The following is a 17680-nucleotide window of genomic DNA, read 5'->3' on the forward strand; positions in this document are numbered from 1 at the left end:
ATGCTGCGCGACGCACTGGACGGCCTGACCGTCATCGACTTCACCCAGATCGGCGCCGGGCCAACCTGCACCATGCTGCTCGCCGACATGGGCGCCAGGGTCATCAAGATAGAGCCGCCCGGCGGCGAACTCGGCCGCGGACTGGGTCCCGGCTGGCTCGGCGACGACAGCGCGCTGTTCCACGGCTTCAATCGCAACAAGCTGGGCGTGGCGCTCGACCTGAAATCCCCCGACGGGTTGGCCGTGGCGCGCCGGCTGGTTGCCGAAGCCGACATCGTGGTGGAAAGCATGCGCCCGGGCGTGATGGAGCGCCTGGGCCTGGGCTACGCCGAGCTGTCGCAGGGGCATCCGTCGCTGGTCTATTGCTCGATCTCCGCGTATGGCCAGGACGGCCCCTATGCCGGCCGCGCTGGCGTCGACGGCATTATCCAGGCCGATTCCGGGCTGATGAGCCTGATCGGCCTGCCCGACGGCGAACCGTGCAAGGTGCAGGCGCCGGTGGTCGACGTGATGACCGGCTACGTGGCCTGCGTGGGCATCCTCGGCAAGCTGGCGCAACGGGCGCGCGACGGGCAGGGCGGGCATCTCGACGTCAACCTGCTCAATGCGGCGCTGGCGCTGCAGCAGTCGTCAATCACCAGCTATTGCGCGGACGGGCAACTGCCGGAGCGCGCGGGCAGCGCCGCGCCCTACTCCGCGCCCAACCAGGCCTTCCGCACCGCCGACGGCTGGATCATGGTCGCCGCCTACATGCCCGAGCGCTGGCGCCGGCTGTGCAGCGTGCTGGGCCTGCCGGCGCTTGCCGACGACCCGCGCTTCGCCACCTCGCCGCTGCGCGTGGCCAACCGGGCGGCGATGGTAGAAGCGCTGACCGGCGTGTTCGTGACCCGGTCCACCGACGCCTGGCTGGCCCTGCTGCAGGACGCCGACATCCTGTGCGCGCGCGTGGCCACCTATGAAGACCTGATGGCGCATCCGCAGGTGGCGGCCAACCGCATGGTGCAGCGCATCCCGCACGACACGCTGGGCGAGATCAGCGTGCCCGGCTTCCCGATCAACAGCGCGCAGGAAAACGCGCTGCCGGCGCGGCCGGCGCCGGCTTGCGGGCAGCATACGCAGGCGGTGCTGGGCGAGCTTGGCTTCAGCGCGGCGCAGATCGCCAGCTTGCAGGCGCGTGGCGCGATCCACTGTACCGATGCCGGGGCGCCGCAGCTTGCCGCGGCGGCATCATGAACCGCGCCGACATCATCGCCGCACTCTACGCGCGGCGCAGCGTGCGCGGCTTTCTCGATACGCCGGTGCCGCGGGAGACCGTTGCCGCGATCCTGGACGATGCGGCGCGCAGCCCGAGCGCGTCGAACACGCAGCCGTGGCGCGTCTACGCCTGCGCAGGCGAGGTGCGCAAGCGGCTCACTGACGCGTTGCTGGCGCTGCATGACAGCGGCGGCGGTGAGCATCGCGAAGAGTATGTCTACTACCCGCCCGCGTGGCGCGAACCCTACCTGGCACGGCGCCGCACGCTGGGCAAGGCGCTGTATGGCCTGCTTGGCATCCCGCGCGGCGACAGCGCCGGCATGGCGCGCCAGTACGCGCGCAACTATGCATTCTTCGGCGCGCCGGTGGGGCTGTTCTTTACCATCGAGCGCGGGCAGGGACAGGCGGCCTGGCTGGACCTCGGCATGTTCCTGCACGCGGTAATGATGGCGGCGCTCGGGCATGGATTGGCGACCTGCGCGCAGCAGGCGTTCGCGCGCTACCACCAGGTCATTCGCGCGCAGCTGGAGATTCCGGACAGCGAGATCCTGGTGTGCGGCATGTCGCTCGGCCATCCCGATCCGCGCGAGCCGGCCAACCGCCTGCGCACCGCGCGCGAACCGGTGGAGGCGTTTGCGCAGTTCACCGGCTGGTGAGCGGCGCGAATCGTATCAGCCCTGCGTGCCGAACTGCGCCAGCAGCCACTGGCGGAACACGGCCATGCTCGGACCTTCCTTGCGCTCCGCCGGCGTCAGCAGGTAGTAGGTGAAATCGCCCATGTCGACGGTCTGGCGGAACGGCGCCACCAGTCGGCCGGCGTCCAGGTCGGCCGCCACCAGGAAGCGCTGCGCGATGGCAAAGCCCTGCCCTTCGACCGCCGCCGCATACGCCATGGCGGAACTCTGGTAGGTCATGCCGCTGCGCGCATCGACCTGTCCGTCGGCGCGGGCCGCCTTGAGCCAGTGCGCCCAGTCGTCGGGGCGCGCAATCGAGTGCAGCAGCGTCTGGTGCTGCAAATCGGCGGGCTTCTTCACCTTGTTTCCGGCTGTCAGCAGGCCGGGGCTGCATACCGGCACCAGGATGTTGGAGACCAGCCGGTAGGTATTGACACCGCTCCACTTGCCGTCGCCCAGCCGGATCGCGCCGTCGATGTCTTCCTTGCGGAAGTCGACCGGGTCGAGCGAGGCGGTGAGCAGCACCTCGATGCCGGGATTGGCGGCATGGAAGCTCGACAGCCGCGGGATCAGCCAGCGCATGGCAAAGGTGGTGTAGGCGCGCACCTTGAGCTGCTTGCGCTTCGCGCGCTTGCTCAGCCGCCGCGTGGCCTCGCGCAGGTCGTCCATCGCCTTGGTCACGGCGCGGTAGTAGTCCTCGCCGGTGCGGGTCAGCGAGATCTGGCGGTGGCCACGGTGCAGCAATTGCACGCCCAGGCCGTCTTCCAGCGCGCGGATCTGGCGGCTGACGGCGCCAGGCGTGACGTGCAACTCCTCGGCAGCCGTGGTGATGCTGAGATGCCGGGCGGCGGCCTCGAAGGCGCGCAAGGCGTTCAGTGGGGGCAGTTTGTCCATGTCGGCGAGTCTGCCACACGGTTGAGGTTTACTCAATCGAAGTGCCCGGCATTTCATTCCCAACTTTTGGTTGTCATTTAATCGCGATTGCACTGCCTAGTGTTGAGGGCGTTGCCGGCCTAAATTTGTCTCCGTGGCCCCCGCCATCAGACATCGCAGTCAAAACGAGCACCCTGAAAGGAGATTCACCATGTCCGCCAACACCACCAACCCCACCATCAACGCCACCAGCAAGGTCTGGTTCATCACCGGCGCTTCGCGCGGCTTCGGCCTGGAACTGACCCGTGCCGCGCTGGCACGCGGCGATCGCGTCGTCGCTACCGCGCGCCGCCCGGAGACGATCACCGCCGCACTGGGCGATCACGACAACCTGCTGGGCGTGGCGCTGGACGTCACCAACGAAGCGCAGGCGATCGCCGCCGCCGAGGCCGCCGTGGCCCGCTTCGGCCGCATCGACGTGCTGGTCAACAACGCCGGCTACGGCCTGCTGGGCGCGGTCGAAGAGGCCTCCGCGCAGGAAGTCGAGCAGCAGTTCGCCACCAACGTGTTCGGCGTGCTGACCGTGACGCGTGCCGTGCTGCCGCAGATGCGCCGGCAGCGCAGCGGCCGCATCCTCAACATCTCGTCAATTGGTGGCTACGCCGCGTATCCCGGCTGGGGCGTCTATGGCGCCACCAAGTTCGCGGTGGAGGGCCTGACGGAAGCGCTCGATGCGGAACTGTCGCCGCTGGGCATCCGCGCCACCGTGGTCGAGCCGGGCTTCTTCCGCACCGACTTCCTCGATGCCAGCTCGCTGGTGCGCGTGCGCACCGAGATCGCGGCGTATGCCGATACGGTCGGGGCAATGCGTGAGCACATGGCTTCGGCCAACCACCAGCAGCCCGGCGACCCGGCCAAGCTGGCGGCAGCGCTGCTGACCCTGGCCGACAGCGAAACCCCGCCGGTGCGCCTGCCGCTGGGCTCCGACGCGGTCTACCGCATCACCGAGAAGAACCGCAAGGTGGAAAGCGAACTGGCCACGTGGCAGGCGCTGGCGGTGTCGACCGACCACGACGACGTGCGCCGCTGATCTTGCTGCAGCGCACCAGCGCACGGCTTGCTGCAATGCGGGCATGCCGTGCGACACGCGAACTCAGGCCGGCCAAGCGCCGGCCTCGCCACTTACGGGCTAGCTTGCGTCAGGCAATGCACCGAGTCGGGCATGCGCGTATGTCGCTTCCGGCGAATTTCGCCAATAATGCCCTGAGAGTCATTGCCGGACGAACCGAGAGCCACCATGCACGATAGTCCCGATGCCATCCGCACCGTCGCCCTGCTTGGGCACGCGGGGTGCGGCAAGACCTCGCTGATCGAGGCGCTGCTGTACAAGGGCGGTGCCCTGCACACGCCCGGCAGCATCGAGCGCGGTTCCACGGTGTGCGACACCGATCCGCTGGAGCGCAAGTACAAACGCTCGCTGACCTCCGCGGTCGCCCACCTGCACTACCGCGACACCCGCATCTACCTGGTCGACACCCCCGGCTACCCGGACTTCTCCGGGCTGGCGATCAGCGCGCTGGCGGCCGTGGAAACCGCCGCCATCGTCATCAATGCGCAGACCGGCATCGAGATGACCACGCGCCGGGCCATGGCCTGGGCGCAGGCGCGCCAGTTGTGCCGGATGATCATCATTAACGGCATCGACGGCGACAAGGTCGATCTGCCCGCGCTGCTGGCGGATATCCAGGAGGCCTTCGGCAAGGAATGCCTGCCAATCAACCTGCCGGCCGACAACGGCAGCAAGGTGGTTGACTGCTTCTTCAATCCGGCCGGCGAGTCGGATTTTTTATCTGTGCCCTCCGCGCACGATGCGCTGATCGACCAGGTCATCGAGATCGATCCCGAGCTGATGGAGCTGTACCTGGAACAAGGCGAGGCGATCACGCCGGAGCAGCTGCACGCGCCGTTCGAGCGCGCGCTGCGCGAAGGCCACCTGGTGCCGATCTGCTTTACCTCGGCGGCGACGGGCGCCGGCATCACCGAGCTGCTGGATGTATTCGTGCGGCTGCTGCCCAATCCCACCGAGGGCAACCCACCGCTGTTCTATCGCGATACGGGGGAAGGCAGCGAGAACCGCAAGGCCGTCCGCGCGGAGCCCGTGCCGGACAAGCATGTGCTGGCGCACGTGTTCAAGATGGTCATCGATCCCTATGTCGGCAAGCTGGCGGTGTTCCGCATCCACCAGGGCACGATCACGCGCGACAGCCAGCTCTATATCGGCGAAGGACGCCAGCCGTTCAAGGTGGCGCACCTGCTGCGGCTGCAAGGCAAGGAGACACAGGAAGTGCCACGCGCCGGGCCGGGCGATATCTGCGCGGTGGCCAAGATCGATGAACTCGGCTTCGATGCCGTGCTGCACGATGCCACCGAGGACGGCGATATCCACCTGACGCCGCTGGAATTCCCCACGCCGATCTACGGGCTGGCGATCGAGCCGGCGCGCCGCGGCAACGAGCAGCGGCTGGCGGAGGTACTGCACAAGCTGAGCGCGGAAGACCCGTGCCTGCGCGTGGAGCATCCGGCCGGCACCAACGAAACCGTGGTGTTTGGTCTGGGTGAGTTCCACCTGCGCTGTGCGCTGGAGCGGCTGACCGAGCAATACAAAGTGGAGGTGGTGACGCGCCCGCCCAAGATCGCTTACCGCGAAACCATCGGCGGCAAGGCCGAGGGCCATCACCGGCACAAGAAGCAGACCGGTGGCGCCGGGCAGTTCGGCGAGGTGATGCTGCGGGTCGAACCGCTGGCGCGCGGCGAAGGCTTCGAGTTTATCGATGCGGTAAAGGGTGGCGCGATTCCGGGCCAGTTTATTCCCGCGGTGGAGAAAGGCATCCGCCAGGCGTTGGAAAGCGGTCCGCTGGCTGGATTCGCGATGCAGGACGTGCGCGTGACGGTGTATGACGGCAAGAGCCATCCGGTCGATTCGAAGGAAGTCGCGTTCGCGACCGCCGGACGCAAGGCGTTTATCGACGCGGTGCTGAAGGCGCGGCCCAGCGTGTTGGAGCCGATCGTCGATATCGAGGTCACGGTGCCGGGCACTTCGATGGGCGACATCATCGGCGACCTTTCCACCAAGCGCGGCCAGGTCCATGGCACCCGCACCGCGGCCGGCAACGCGGTGACCGTGGCCGGACAGGTGCCGCTGTCGGAGCTGAGCGACTACCAGTCACGGCTGAACAGCCTGACCGGCGGCCACGGCAGCTACACCATCCAGTTCAGCCACTATGACAACGTGCCGCCGGCGCAGCAGGAAAAGATGGCGTCCCGCCACAAGGCGCAGCAGGACACCGACTGAGCGCTTAGTGCTCGACTCAGTGCTGGCTGGCGCCGGCCGCGCCGATGCCGGTCATGGCGCGCACGAACTGCGCGCCATAGCGCTGGCGCTCGGTGCTCGCCTGGGCGGACCGGTCCAGCACGGATACCAGCCAGGCGCAGGCAAAGGCCAGGGTCATCGAGAACAGCGCCGGGTTGGCGTAAGGGAAGATCGCCTGCTGATGCTTCAGGATGCCGACCCACACGGTCGGGCCCAGCACCAGCAGCGCCACCGCCGACGCCAGCCCGGCCAGGCTGCCCGCCACCGCGCCGCGCGTGGTCAGTCCTTTCCAGAACATCGACAGGAACAGCACCGGGAAGTTGACCGAGGCGGCGATCGCCAGCACAAGCCCTGACAGGAAAGCGATGTTCTGCTTCTCGAACATCACGCCCAGCACCATCGCCAGCACGCCGATCACCAGCGTGGCTGCCTTCGACACGCGGATCTCGTCCTTCTCGTTGGCCTGTCCGCGGCGGAACACGTTGGCGTACAGGTCATGCGAGACCGCCGATGCGCCCGACAGGGCCAGGCCCGCCACCACCGCCAGGATGGTCGCGAACGCCACCGCCGAGATAAAGCCGAGGAAGAGATCGCCACCGATGGCGTGCGACAGGTGCACCGCCACCATATTGCTGCCGCCAATGATCTTGCCAGCCGCGTCGCGGTAGGCGGGGTCCGCGCCCACCATCACGATCGCGCCGAAGCCCACCACCAGGATCAGCAGGTAGAAGTAGCCGATAAAGCCGGTGGCGTAGAGCACGGACTTGCGCGCCTCTTTGGCGTCGGCCACGGTGAAGAAGCGCATCAGGATATGCGGTAGCCCGGCGGTGCCGAACATCATGCCGACGCCCAATGAGATCGCATCGATCGGGTTGGACACCAGCCCTCCCGGCGACAGGATCGCGGCGCCCTTGTCATGCACCTTGGCGGCGCCGGCGAACATGGCTTCGGGACTGAAGCCGAAATAGGCGAGCACCATGATGGCCATGAAGGTCACCCCGCCCAGCAGCAGCGCGGCCTTGATGATCTGCACCCACGTCGTGGCCAGCATCCCGCCGAACATCACGTACAGCACCATCAGCGCGCCGACGATGACGACCGCCGATTCATAGCTGGTGCCGAACAGCAGCTCGATCAGCTTGCCGGCGCCGACCATCTGCGCCACCAGGTACATGATGACCACGGTCAGCGTGCCGCAGGCGGCGGTGATGCGCACCGGCTTCTGTGACAGCCGGTACGACACCACGTCGGCAAAGGTGTAGCGGCCGAGGTTGCGCAACCGTTCGGCGACGATGAACAGGATGATCGGCCAGCCGGCGACCACGCCCAGGGCGTAGATCAGGCCGTCATAGCCTTTGTCGAACATCATCGCCGAGATGCCCAGGAAGGACGCCGCCGAGACCATGTCGCCGGCGATCGCCAGGCCGTTCTGGAAGCCTGTGAGGCCACCGCCGGCTGCGTAGAAATCCGACGCCGAGCGCGTGCGCCGCGCGGCCCAGCGCGTGATGCCGAGCGTGAACACCACGAACAGCAGGAACATCACGATGGCGCTCCAGTTCAGCGGCCGCGGCGCGGCTTCGGCCTGAATGGCGGGGGCCGCCATGGCGGCCGTGCTGGCGAGCCCGGCCAGGGCCGCGCAGAGGAAACGGTGTACCGGCTTCATGCTTGGCACTCCTTGCGTACGCGTTCGTTGAGCGGGTCCAGGTCGCGGTTGGCGCGGTGGACATAGATGCCGGTGAGCAGGACGGCGGCGAAGATCACCGCAACGCCTACCGGAATGCCCACCGTCATCACGCCCGCGCCAACGGGCGTGCCGAGCGTGGCCGGGGAGAAGGCCAGCAGCAGGATGAAGCCGAAGTAGATCGCCAGCATTAGCAGCGTCAGCGACCAGCCCAGGCGTGCGCGCCCGCTGGTCAGCCGGAGGAAATCGGGGTGGTTCTGGATGGTTTCCAGTTGTCGCGCGTCCATCGTTGTCTCCTTTGGCGCAGGGGTTGGCGTGGCGGCTCTGGGTGGGCGCCATCGCGGGGGTGAATCGTTGAGGTTCTGGATCTGCCGGCGGTTTGCTCCCCTCTCCCGCAGGCGGGAGAGGGGGGCGTTTGCCGGGGGTGGTGGTAGAAAGCAGCGCTTCAGATTGCGCCGACCGGCTGCTCGTGCGTAACCTTGGACCGCATATCCACCACGCGCCGCGCCTTGCCGACGCTGGTGCGCTCGATGCCCTCGGCGGCCACCACCTGCACCCGCGTAGTAACGCCGACATAGGTCTTGATCTGGTCCTTCAGCTCGCGCTCCAGCGCCGCGCGGTCGTCGGCGGAGAGGGACGCCGAGCGCTCGGGGCGCGCCTCGACACGCACCTCCAGCTTGTCCAGGTGCCCGTCGCGGGTCACCACCAGCTGATATTGCGGTGCCAGCGCCGGCGCCTTCAGGATCAGTTCCTCGATCTGCGACGGGAACACGTTCACGCCACGGATGATCAGCATGTCATCCGAGCGCCCGGTGATCTTGCCGATGCGCCGCATCGACCGCGACGTCGGCGGCAGCAGACGCGTGAGGTCGCGCGTGCGGTAGCGGATCACCGGCAGCGCTTCCTTGGTCAGCGAGGTGAACACCAGTTCGCCCTCCTCTCCGTCCGGCAGCACCTCGCCGGTCACCGGGTCGATGATCTCGGCGTAGAAATGGTCTTCCCAGATCACCGGGCCATCCTTGCTCTCGATACATTCACACGCGACACCCGGACCCATGACTTCAGACAGCCCGTAGATGTCCACCGCATCGATGCCGGCGCGCGCCTCGATCTCGGCGCGCATCGCATCGGTCCACGGCTCGGCGCCGAAGATGCCGACCTTCAGCGAGCTGTCCGACGGATCCATGCCCTGGCGCTCCATCTCCTCGATCAGGTTCAGCATGTACGACGGCGTCACCATGATGATGTTGGGCTGGAACTCGCGAATGAGCTGAACCTGTTTCTCGGTCTGGCCGCCGGACATCGGGATCACGGTGCAGCCGGCCTTCTCCGCGCCGTAGTGGGCACCCAGGCCGCCGGTGAACAGGCCATAGCCGTAGCTGACATGGACCAGGTCGCCGGCGCGCCCGCCGGCGGCGCGGATGGAGCGCGCCACCACGCTGGCCCAGGTATCGATATCCTTCGCCGTGTATCCGACCACGGTCGGCTTGCCGGTGGTGCCGCTCGACGCATGCACGCGCGCCACCTGCTCGCGCGGCACCGCGAACATGCCGAAGGGATAGTTGTCGCGCAGGTCCTGCTTGGTCAGGAACGGGAACTTCGACAGGTCCGACAGCGACTGCAGGTCGTCCGGATGCACCCCCGCCGCGGCAAAGGCCTTGCGGTAATGCGGCACGTTGTCGTAGGCATGGCGCACGCTCCATTTGAGCCGTTCCAGCTGCAAGGCTTGCAGTTCGTCGCGGCTGGCGCGCTCGATCGGCTCCAGCTCGTTGGGGTTGGGGATGCGTTGAACCATTGTCTACTCCATCTCGTTATGATGGCGCCACAAGCGAGGGGGGCCGGCGCCGGGGTACTACGACTGCAAGCCTTGGCGTCAGATATGCGAACGGCTCTGGACGACGCGGAAGCGGTTGGCGACGAAGGCGGCATCCGACAGCGAGGCGTTCGCCGCCGGGTTGGCGCCGGTGGCGTGGAAATCGCTGAACGCGGCCGACTGGTTCACGAACACGCCGCCGGTCAGGTTGAGCGACAGCGCCACGCCGGCGTCTTCGGCGGCATCGCGGATGCTTTCGGTCACGCCCGCATCAGTGGTGTAGGCGGACAGCGTCAGCGCGCCGTGCTGCTTCGCGCCGCGGTGCGCCAGCGCAATGCTGTGCGCGGTGCTGTCGGTGCCGACAATGAACGAGATCGGGCCGAACAGTTCCTGCATAATCTTGCCCTCGTCGCTGGCGTCCACCTTCAGCACCAGCGGCGTGCGGATGCGCGCGCCGGGGAACTCCGGATGTTCCAGCACGCGGCTGTCGGCGACGATCTCGCCGAGCGCGCGCGACGACTCGATGCGCTCGACCACGCCGTCGTTCTGGATCGCACCCAGCAGTTCCACGGCCTTCGCCGGATCGCCGGTCAGCTTGCTCACGGCCTCGCCGATCGCCGCGGCGACCTGTTCGAAGCTGACGCGCCCTTCCGGCGTATCGATGCCGTCCTTCGGCACGTAGATGTTCTGCGGCGCCGTGCACATCTGGCCCGAGTACAGCGACAGCGAGAACGCGATATTGCGCACCATGCCCTTGAAGTCGGCGGTAGAGGCGATAACGATCTGGTTGACGCCGGCCTTCTCGGTGTAGACCTGCGCCTGGCGCGCATTGCGCTCCAGCCAGTCACCGTTGGTGCTGCTGCCGGTGAAGTCGATCAGGCGGACTTCCGGGCGCAGGGCCAGCTTGGACGCCATGCGCTCGCTCGGGTCGTTGGCGACCAGCGTGACCAGGTTCGGGTCGAAGCCGGCTTCCTCCAGAACTTCACGCGCCACTTCCACCGTGATCGCCAGCGGCAGGATTGCGCCGGGGTGCGGCTTGACCACCACCGCATTGCCGGTCGCCAGGCTGGCGAACAGGCCGGGATACCCGTTCCAGGTCGGGAAGGTGCAGCAGCCGATCACCAGGCCCACGCCGCGCGGCACCACGCTGTAGCGCTTCTCCATACGCAGCGGTTCGTTCTTGCCCTGCGGCTTCTCCCAGATGGCCTGCTTCGGAATGCGGCGAAGCTCGTCCCAGGCATAGGCCACGGATTCCAGGCCGCGGTCCTGCGCGTGCGGGCCGCCCGCCTGGAAGGCCATCATGAAGGCCTGGCCGGTGGTGTGCATCACCGCGTAGGCGATCTCGAAGCTGCGGCGGTTCAGGCGCTGCAGGATCTCCAGCGAGACGCCGACCCAGGCTTCCGGTCCGGCCTTGCGCCAGGCGGGCATGCCCTTGGCGACGCCGGCGAAGAGCTGGTCGAGGTCGGGCTTCGGATAGGTGATGCCCAGTTCCGGGCCGTACGGCGAGACTTCCTTGCCGGCCTGGCCGACGGTGCCCGGCTGCGACAGTGCAAAGGGCTTGTTCAGGCGGGCTTCAAAGGCGGCCTTGCCGTCGGCGTTGGCGGTTTCGCCGTAGGCCCTGGGGCTCGGCATTTCGGAAAACGGGCTCCAGTAGCCGCGCTCGGCGATGGCTTGGGTGGCTTGTTCCAGCAGCGCCTGGTGGCGCTCAAAAAACGGATGGGACACGGCTTGCTCCGGGGGATGTCGGGTTTCTGTAATCAGGGGGAGGACCAGGACGCTTCAGGATTCCTGGTCAAAGTCGATCACCAGCTTGTCGCTGACGGCATAGCTCTGGCAGCTCAGGATGAAGCCGCGGGCGACTTCGTAGTCTTCCAGCGCAAAGTTCACGTCCATGTCGACCTCGCCTTCGATGCGCTTGCAGCGGCAGGTCGAGCAGACGCCGCCCTTGCACGAGTAAGGCAGTTCGATGCCCTGCGCCAGCGCGGCGTCCAGCACGGTCTCCTTGTTCTTCTCCAGCGTGAAGCTGCGGGTGCGGCCGTCCTGGATCACGGTGACTTCGCACTGCTGCTGACCGGCCTGCTTGTGCGCATGCGCCGCCGGGCGGGCTGAAGGGATGCTGGTGGCGAACAGCTCGCGCTTGATGCGTGTCTTGTCGACGCCGTTGTCTTGCAGCGCCTGCGACACCTCTTCCATCATCGAATGCGGGCCGCAGATAAAGGTGACGTCGATGTCCTGTGGCTTCACCCAGTGCTTCAGCAAGGCATTGACCTTCGCGCCATCGATACGGCCGTTGAAGAGATCGATATCAAGCTGCTCGCGGCTGAGCACGAACACCAGGTTGAAGCGCTGCAGGTAGGTGTCCTTCAGGTCTTCCAGCTCTTCCTTGAACAACACGGACGACGAAGCGCGGTTGCCGTAGAACAGCGTGAAGCGGCTCTCCGGCTCGGCCTGCAACGTGGTCTTGATGATCGACAGCATCGGCGTGATGCCGCTGCCGGCGGCAAAGGCGACGTAGTGCTTCGCGTGCGTGGCGGACAGCGGCACGTGGAAATGGCCGGAGGGTGGCATCACTTCCAGCGTCATGCCCGGCTGCAGCTGCTCGTTGGCCCAGTTGGAGAACAGGCCGCCGTCGACGCGCTTGATCGCCACGCGCAGCCGTGCATCCTGCACCGCCGAGCAGATCGAGTAGGAACGGCGCACGTCTTCGCCGCCGATGCCGGTGCGCAGCGTCAGGTGCTGGCCCTGCACGTAGCGGTAGGTGTCGGCCAGTTCGTCGGGCACGGCGAAGGTCACGGCCACGGCGTCGCGGGTTTCGCGCGTGACCGAGGCCACGGTCAGTTCATGGAATTTGCTCATCTCCCCACCTTTCCTTCTCAGTGAGCCTTGAAGTAGTCGAACGGCTCTTTGCAGTCGCCGCAGCGATACAACGCCTTGCACGCGGTCGAGCCGAACTGGCTGACCAGCCGCGTATGGCGCGAGCCGCAATGCGGGCAGGCCACCACCAGCGCGGGCGACGCCTTGCGGCTGATGCCGCTGATATCGATCACCTGCTGCGCCGGCGGCGCGATGCCGTAGCCGCTCAGGCTGGCCTTGCCGCGCGGGGTCATCCAGTCGGTGGTCCAGGCCGGCGCCAGTTGCGTCTGCACCCGCACGGAATCAACGCCCTGTGCGGCGAGCGCGCTTTCGATGCCTTCGCGGATCACCGTCATGGCCGGGCAGCCGGAATAGGTCGGCGTGATGGTGACGACGCAGGTCTCACCGACCCATGCCACGTCGCGCACGATGCCAAGGTCCACCACGGAGATCACCGGGATCTCAGGGTCCGGCACCGTATCGAGCCAGGTCCAGACCTGTTCGACGGCGGGGCGTGCCAGCGTTTGCGCGGTCATGGCGCTCACCACTGCGCGCCGGGATAGGCGCGCTGCAGGAACTGCATTTCGGCCAGCAGGTAGCCGAGGTGTTCGGTATGCCGGCCGTGGCGGCCGCCGCTCTGTGCCCACTGGCCGGCGGGCACGCGCAGGGTGGCTTCTTCCAGCACCTCGCTAACATGGCGCTGCCAGGGCTCGGCCAGGGTTGCGGGATCGGGAATCACGCCGTCGCGCACCAGCGCGGCCTCGGCCGCATCCGCTTCGAACAGTTCGCCGGTGAACATCCACAGGTCGTCGAAGGCGTCCTGCATGCGGCGATGGCTCTCTTCGGTGCCGTCGCCCAGGCGCACCACCAGGTCGGCACTGCGGCGCACGTGGTAGGTGACTTCCTTGAGCGACTTGGCGGCGATCTCTGCGATGCGCGCGTCGGTCGAGCGCTGCAGCCCTTCCAGCAGGAAGTAATGCCAGGTGTCGAACAGGAACTGGCGCGCCAGCGTATCGGCATAGCTGCCGTTGGGCTGCTCGACCAGCAGCAGGTTGCGGAACTGGTGGGCGTCGCGCAGGTAGGCGAGCTGGTCGGCGGTGCGGCCGGTGCCCTCCACTTCCGCGGCATAACCCAGCCACAGGCGGGTCTGGCCGACCAGGTCGAGCGCCACGTTGGTCAGTGCAATGTCCTCCTCCAGCGCCGGGCCGCGGCCGCACCATTCCGACAGGCGCTGGCCGAGCACCAGCGTGGAATCGCCGAGGCGCAGCAGGTATTCGAGCTTGTGGTTGTCCATGATGCGCGCCGTATCAGATGTGCTTGACCGCTTCCGGCATGGGGAAGAACGTCGGGTGGCGGTAGACCTTGCTGTTGGCCGGCTCGAACAGCGGGCCCTTGTCGCCGGGGCTGCTGGCGACCACATCGCCGGCCTTCACCACCCAGACGCTGACGCCCTCGTTGCGGCGCGTGTAGACGTCGCGGGCATTGTTGATCGCCATTTCGCCGTCGGGCGCGTGCAGGCTGCCCACGTGCTTGTGGGCCAGGCCGTGCTGGCTGCGGATAAAGATCTCCCAAAGCGGCCACTCTTTCATGGCTACCTCCTGTTTGATGCGGGTTCGATGGGGAGCGGCGCCGCGCGCCGCGGGGTCAGGCGGCGGCTTGCTGCGCCTGCTTGTCGGCGTGGGCCACCAGCGCGTCGCGGAACCATGCGCCGTCGTCCCAGGCCTTCACGCGGGTGCGCAGGCGGTCGCGGTTGCAAGGGCCGTTGCCCTGGAGGACGTTGTAAAACTCGGACCAGTCGATCTCGCCGAAGTCATAGTGGCCGCGTTCCTCGTTCCACTTCAGGTCGGGATCGGGAATGGTCAGGCCCAGGTACTCGGCCTGCGGCACGGTCTGGTCGACCATCTTCTGGCGCAGCTCGTCGTTGGAGAACAGCTTGATGCGCCATTGCATGGATTGCGCGCTGTTGGGCGAATCGCCGTCGGACGGGCCGAACATCATCAGCGCCGGCCACCACCAGCGGTTCAGCGCGTCCTGCGCCATCTGCTTCTGCTCGGGCGTGCCGTTGCACAGCGAGAGCAGGATGTCGTAGCCCTGGCGCTGGTGGAAGGACTCTTCCTTGCAGACACGCACCATAGCGCGCGCATACGGGCCGAACGAGCAGCGGCACAGCGGCACCTGGTTGATGATGGCCGAGCCATCGACCAGCCAGCCGATCATGCCGATATCGGCCCAGCTCAGCGTCGGGTAATTGAAGATGCTGGAATACTTGGCCTTGCCCGAATGCAGGTCGCCCAGCATCTGGTCGCGCGACACACCCAGCGTCTCGGCCGCGCTGTAGAGGTACAGGCCATGGCCAGCCTCGTCCTGGATCTTGGCCAGCAGCACCGCCTTGCGCTCCAGCGTGGGGGCGCGGGTGACCCAGTTGCCTTCGGGCAACTGGCCGACGATCTCCGAATGGGCGTGCTGCGAGATCTGGCGGATCAGGGTCTTGCGGTACGACTCGGGCATCCAGTCCTTGGCCTCGATCTTGATGCCGGCATCCACGCGGGCCTGGAACTCGCGTTCCTGCGGGTCCATTTCTTCCATTGCGCGGAGCCTTGTTGCTCCTGTCTCCACCAGCTGTGCGTACATCGCCTGCTCCACCTGTTTTGGTCGTGATCAACGTCTTGATCTGCGTCAATCTCGTAAGTTGAAATAGATGGTAGTGATACAATTTGATTCAAGCAATCGCCGTTTGTGTATCACTTTCGGAGGCCCCCGATGGCTACGCCAGACCCCGATCCGGTTTCCCCTCGCGTGGCGCGGCTGGCACGCGGGCTCAAGCTGGGCGCCAATTCGCTGCTGGTGACGCTGTTCGGCGACGTGGTCGCGCCACGGCCGCAGGCGATCTGGCTGGGCAGCCTGATCCGCCTGGCGGCGCCGTTCGGCATCAATGACCGGCTGGTGCGCACCGCCACTTTCCGCCTCACCGCCGACGACTGGCTGGCCGCCACGCGCATCGGGCGGCGCAGCTACTACGGACTGTCGGAAGCTGGCCTGCAACGCGTGCTGCACGCGGGCAAGCGCATCTATGCGGGCGAAGCGCCCGAATGGGACGGGCGCTGGACGCTGGTAATGGTGCGCGGTGACGTACGCGCCACGATCCGGCAGCGACTGAAGCGGGAGTTGCTCTGGGAAGGGTTCGGCGCGATCGCGACCGGGGTGATGGCGCACCCCAATGCCGACCTGGCCTCGCTGCGCGAGATCGTCCAGGCGGCACGGGCGCAGGAGTATGTGGCGGTGATGGAGGCGAGCAGCCTGGAGGCGTTTTCTATCAGGCCGCTGCAGGCGCTGATGCACCAGACCTTCAAGCTGGGCGACGTGGCCGACGCGTGGCAGGCGCTGCTGCGGCGGTTTTCACCGCTGGCGGAAGAAGCGGCACAGCTCGCGCCGGCCGATGCCTTCTTCGTGCGGACGCTGCTGGTGCATGAGTACCGGCGCGTGCTGCTGCGCGATCCGAACCTGCCGGAAGTGCTTCTGCCGGCGGACTGGCCTGGTCGCACGGCGCGGGGGATGTGCAGCGAGATTTATACGGCGTTGTTGGATGCGAGCGAGAAGTATCTGCACGGGGTGATAGAGGCGGCAGATGGTGCGCTGCTGGACGCGAAGCGTGAGTTGCACAAGCGCTTTACACATACCTGACGTCCCGCAGGCCGCTTGTCTGCTCCCCTCTCCCGCGCGCGGGAGAGGGAGCGGGTCTGTGGGAATTGATACCGGCTTAGTACGTTTCCAGATGCAAGCGACCGTCGCGCTTCAGCCCTTCAGCCAGCGACTCCCAATTCAGTCCGGCCTGCTGCGCCACATCCCGCAGCGCCAGCACCACACCCTCTTCCATGCTCTTCAGCCCGCACACGTAGAAGCAGGTGTCGGGGCTCGCCAGCAGCGCCGCCAGATCCGCCGCGCGCTCGCGCATCAGGTCCTGCACATAGCGCTTGGGCTGCCCCGGCGTGCGCGAGAACGCCAGGTTGATGTCGATGAAGTCCTTCGGCAGGCTCTGCAGCGGGCCGAAGTAAGGCAGCTCTTCCCGCGTGCGCGCGCCGAAGAACAGCATCAACTTGCCGCCGTCGAACTTGCCGGCCTTGCGCAGGCGCCGGCGCCATTCCGTCATGGCCCGCATCGGCGCACTGCCGGTGCCGGTGCAGATCATCACGATATTCGAGCGCGGATGATTGGGCATCAGGAAGCTGGCGCCGAACGGCCCGATCACTTCCACCTTGTCGCCCACCTTCAGGTCGCACATGTAGTTGGACGCGACGCCGCGCACGGGATTGCCGTCGTGGTCGTCCAGCACGCGCTTGATAGTTAGTGACAGGTTGTTGTAGCCCGGGCGCTCGCCATTGCGCGCGCTGGCGATGGAGTACTGGCGCGCATGATGCGGGCGGCCGCTGGCGTCGGCGCCCGGCGGCACGATGCCGATCGACTGGCCTTCCAGCACCGGGAACGGTGTCGCGCCGAAATCCAGCACGATGTGGTGCGTGTCGTATTCGCGTCCTACTTCGGTCACGCGCACATTGCCGGTCACGGTGGCGGTGATGGTCTTCTTGGCGGACTTGGCGCCGTACAGGTTAGTGTAGGCATGCGCGGCGGACCACGGCGGCACGGTAGCGCCGTAGCGGGCGCTGTTGAAGGCGTCTGCGCCGGTGCCGGCCAGCGGCGACGTGGCTGGAATCTCGGGCGCGGCGGTCTGCATCTCAGCGCCGGGCGCCAGATCGGCCAGCTGCTCAGGCGACAGTTCTTCCGGCAGCGTGTCCCAGGTGAGTTGCTCTTCGATGCTGTAGGCGCGCAGCCGGGGCATGGCGCGCCAGTTGTCGATCGAGCCCGTCGGGCACGGCGAAATGCAGGCCATGCACAGGTTGCACTTGTCGGCATCGACCACGTAGTTGCGCGAGTCGTGCGTGATCGCGCCCACCGGGCAGGTCGCTTCGCAGGTGTTGCAGCGGATGCAGATCTCGGGATCGATCAGGTGCTGCTTGATGACTTGAATTTCTGCCATGTCCATGGCGGTCTCCACAGAATCAGGGGCGCTCGGGGTGAGGGTCGTTTAAGCAGCGGCGCTTCGTTGAAGCGCCAGCCCTCTCCCCCGGCCCCTCTCCTGCAAGCGGGAGAGGGGAGCAAACAGGGAG

Annotated in this window: 16 protein-coding genes; 5 read left to right on the forward strand and 11 right to left on the reverse strand. The window is 66.9% G+C overall.

The genetic code is table 11. From position 1 onward, the window contains the following. A complete protein-coding gene (locus tag AC10V3_RS31145; RefSeq protein ID WP_022539240.1) occupies positions 1-1233 on the forward strand; it encodes a CaiB/BaiF CoA transferase family protein in 1233 nt (410 codons plus the stop codon). Further along, positions 1230-1910: a nitroreductase gene (locus AC10V3_RS31150; protein ID WP_022539241.1), complete on the forward strand. Its 681-nt coding sequence runs from the start codon at positions 1230-1232 to the stop codon at positions 1908-1910. Before AC10V3_RS31145 ends, AC10V3_RS31150 begins: the two co-directional genes overlap by 4 nt. A 15-nt stretch (positions 1911-1925) precedes the next feature. Here the strand turns inward: AC10V3_RS31150 and gcvA are convergent, their stop codons facing one another. Continuing rightward, positions 1926-2822, reverse strand: coding sequence for a transcriptional regulator GcvA (gene gcvA / locus AC10V3_RS31155; protein WP_022539242.1), 897 nt, complete (start codon positions 2820-2822; stop codon positions 1926-1928). 190 nt (positions 2823-3012) lie between these two features. Here gcvA and AC10V3_RS31160 point away from each other — a divergent pair, with 190 nt between their 5' ends. Together AC10V3_RS31160 and fusA are read left to right on the forward strand one after the other, a co-directional pair. Next, complete coding sequence (locus AC10V3_RS31160; protein ID WP_022539243.1) at positions 3013-3891, forward strand: oxidoreductase; 879 nt, start codon at positions 3013-3015, stop codon at positions 3889-3891. Positions 3892-4098: 207 nt separating this feature from the next. Next, complete coding sequence (gene fusA, locus AC10V3_RS31165) at positions 4099-6153, forward strand: elongation factor G (protein WP_022539244.1); 2055 nt, start codon at positions 4099-4101, stop codon at positions 6151-6153. 16 nt (positions 6154-6169) lie between these two features. On the opposite strand, the gene AC10V3_RS31170 is transcribed toward fusA, so the two are convergent. The 9 genes from AC10V3_RS31170 to paaA all read right to left on the reverse strand — a co-directional run bounded on the left by AC10V3_RS31170 (position 6170) and on the right by paaA (position 15149). Then, positions 6170-7834, reverse strand: coding sequence for a cation acetate symporter (locus AC10V3_RS31170; RefSeq protein WP_022539245.1), 1665 nt, complete (start codon positions 7832-7834; stop codon positions 6170-6172). After that, complete coding sequence (locus tag AC10V3_RS31175; protein WP_022539246.1) at positions 7831-8139, reverse strand: DUF485 domain-containing protein; 309 nt, start codon at positions 8137-8139, stop codon at positions 7831-7833. The genes AC10V3_RS31170 and AC10V3_RS31175 overlap by 4 nt, the downstream gene beginning before the upstream one ends. Positions 8140-8297: 158 nt before the next feature. Beyond that, on the reverse strand, positions 8298-9647 hold the full coding sequence (gene paaK / locus AC10V3_RS31180; protein ID WP_022539247.1) for a phenylacetate--CoA ligase PaaK: 1350 nt from the start codon (positions 9645-9647) through the stop codon (positions 8298-8300). Between the two features lie 78 nt (positions 9648-9725). Beyond that, the gene (gene paaN / locus AC10V3_RS31185) at positions 9726-11390 is read right to left on the reverse strand and encodes a phenylacetic acid degradation protein PaaN (RefSeq protein ID WP_022539248.1); all 1665 of its coding nucleotides are present in this window, start codon (positions 11388-11390) and stop codon (positions 9726-9728) included. 54 nt (positions 11391-11444) lie between these two features. Beyond that, entirely contained in the window at positions 11445-12521 is a 1077-nt protein-coding gene (gene paaE / locus AC10V3_RS31190) for a 1,2-phenylacetyl-CoA epoxidase subunit PaaE (RefSeq protein WP_022539249.1), read from the reverse strand. A gap of 17 nt (positions 12522-12538) precedes the next feature. Continuing rightward, complete coding sequence (paaD, locus tag AC10V3_RS31195; protein ID WP_022539250.1) at positions 12539-13054, reverse strand: 1,2-phenylacetyl-CoA epoxidase subunit PaaD; 516 nt, start codon at positions 13052-13054, stop codon at positions 12539-12541. Positions 13055-13059: 5 nt separating this feature from the next. Then, positions 13060-13812, reverse strand: a complete 753-nt coding sequence (paaC, locus tag AC10V3_RS31200; RefSeq protein ID WP_022539251.1) for a 1,2-phenylacetyl-CoA epoxidase subunit PaaC — start codon at positions 13810-13812, stop codon at positions 13060-13062. Between the two features lie 13 nt (positions 13813-13825). Then, positions 13826-14107 carry a 1,2-phenylacetyl-CoA epoxidase subunit PaaB gene (paaB, locus tag AC10V3_RS31205; protein ID WP_010809321.1) on the reverse strand — a complete coding sequence of 94 codons (282 nt, stop codon included), beginning with the start codon at positions 14105-14107 and terminating at the stop codon, positions 13826-13828. Between the two features lie 55 nt (positions 14108-14162). Then, the gene (gene paaA / locus AC10V3_RS31210; RefSeq protein ID WP_022539252.1) at positions 14163-15149 is read right to left on the reverse strand and encodes a 1,2-phenylacetyl-CoA epoxidase subunit PaaA; all 987 of its coding nucleotides are present in this window, start codon (positions 15147-15149) and stop codon (positions 14163-14165) included. Between the two features lie 129 nt (positions 15150-15278). On the opposite strand from paaA, the gene paaX reads away from it, so the two are divergent. Beyond that, entirely contained in the window at positions 15279-16199 is a 921-nt protein-coding gene (gene paaX, locus AC10V3_RS31215; protein WP_349608861.1) for a phenylacetic acid degradation operon negative regulatory protein PaaX, read from the forward strand. A gap of 76 nt (positions 16200-16275) precedes the next feature. Here paaX and boxA read toward each other — a convergent pair whose 3' ends face one another. Further along, positions 16276-17556, reverse strand: coding sequence for a benzoyl-CoA 2,3-epoxidase subunit BoxA (gene boxA, locus AC10V3_RS31220; RefSeq protein ID WP_022539254.1), 1281 nt, complete (start codon positions 17554-17556; stop codon positions 16276-16278). Positions 17557-17680: the final 124 nt, after the last annotated feature.

The organism is Cupriavidus sp. PB-02, from assembly GCF_058252315.1.

What these genes read in the sequence shown, in the direction of transcription:
- AC10V3_RS31145 (WP_022539240.1), top strand. Translation starts at nt 1, where the DNA reads ATGCTGCGCGACGCACTGGACGGCCTGACCGTCATCGACTTCACCCAG.
- AC10V3_RS31150 (WP_022539241.1), top strand. Translation starts at nt 1,230, where the DNA reads ATGAACCGCGCCGACATCATCGCCGCACTCTACGCGCGGCGCAGCGTG.
- gcvA (WP_022539242.1), bottom strand. Translation starts at nt 2,822, where the DNA reads ATGGACAAACTGCCCCCACTGAACGCCTTGCGCGCCTTCGAGGCCGCC.
- AC10V3_RS31160 (WP_022539243.1), top strand. Translation starts at nt 3,013, where the DNA reads ATGTCCGCCAACACCACCAACCCCACCATCAACGCCACCAGCAAGGTC.
- fusA (WP_022539244.1), top strand. Translation starts at nt 4,099, where the DNA reads ATGCACGATAGTCCCGATGCCATCCGCACCGTCGCCCTGCTTGGGCAC.
- AC10V3_RS31170 (WP_022539245.1), bottom strand. Translation starts at nt 7,834, where the DNA reads ATGAAGCCGGTACACCGTTTCCTCTGCGCGGCCCTGGCCGGGCTCGCC.
- AC10V3_RS31175 (WP_022539246.1), bottom strand. Translation starts at nt 8,139, where the DNA reads ATGGACGCGCGACAACTGGAAACCATCCAGAACCACCCCGATTTCCTC.
- paaK (WP_022539247.1), bottom strand. Translation starts at nt 9,647, where the DNA reads ATGGTTCAACGCATCCCCAACCCCAACGAGCTGGAGCCGATCGAGCGC.
- paaE (WP_022539249.1), bottom strand. Translation starts at nt 12,521, where the DNA reads ATGAGCAAATTCCATGAACTGACCGTGGCCTCGGTCACGCGCGAAACC.
- paaD (WP_022539250.1), bottom strand. Translation starts at nt 13,054, where the DNA reads ATGACCGCGCAAACGCTGGCACGCCCCGCCGTCGAACAGGTCTGGACC.
- paaC (WP_022539251.1), bottom strand. Translation starts at nt 13,812, where the DNA reads ATGGACAACCACAAGCTCGAATACCTGCTGCGCCTCGGCGATTCCACG.
- paaB (WP_010809321.1), bottom strand. Translation starts at nt 14,107, where the DNA reads ATGAAAGAGTGGCCGCTTTGGGAGATCTTTATCCGCAGCCAGCACGGC.
- paaA (WP_022539252.1), bottom strand. Translation starts at nt 15,149, where the DNA reads ATGTACGCACAGCTGGTGGAGACAGGAGCAACAAGGCTCCGCGCAATG.
- paaX (WP_349608861.1), top strand. Translation starts at nt 15,279, where the DNA reads ATGGCTACGCCAGACCCCGATCCGGTTTCCCCTCGCGTGGCGCGGCTG.
- boxA (WP_022539254.1), bottom strand. Translation starts at nt 17,556, where the DNA reads ATGGACATGGCAGAAATTCAAGTCATCAAGCAGCACCTGATCGATCCC.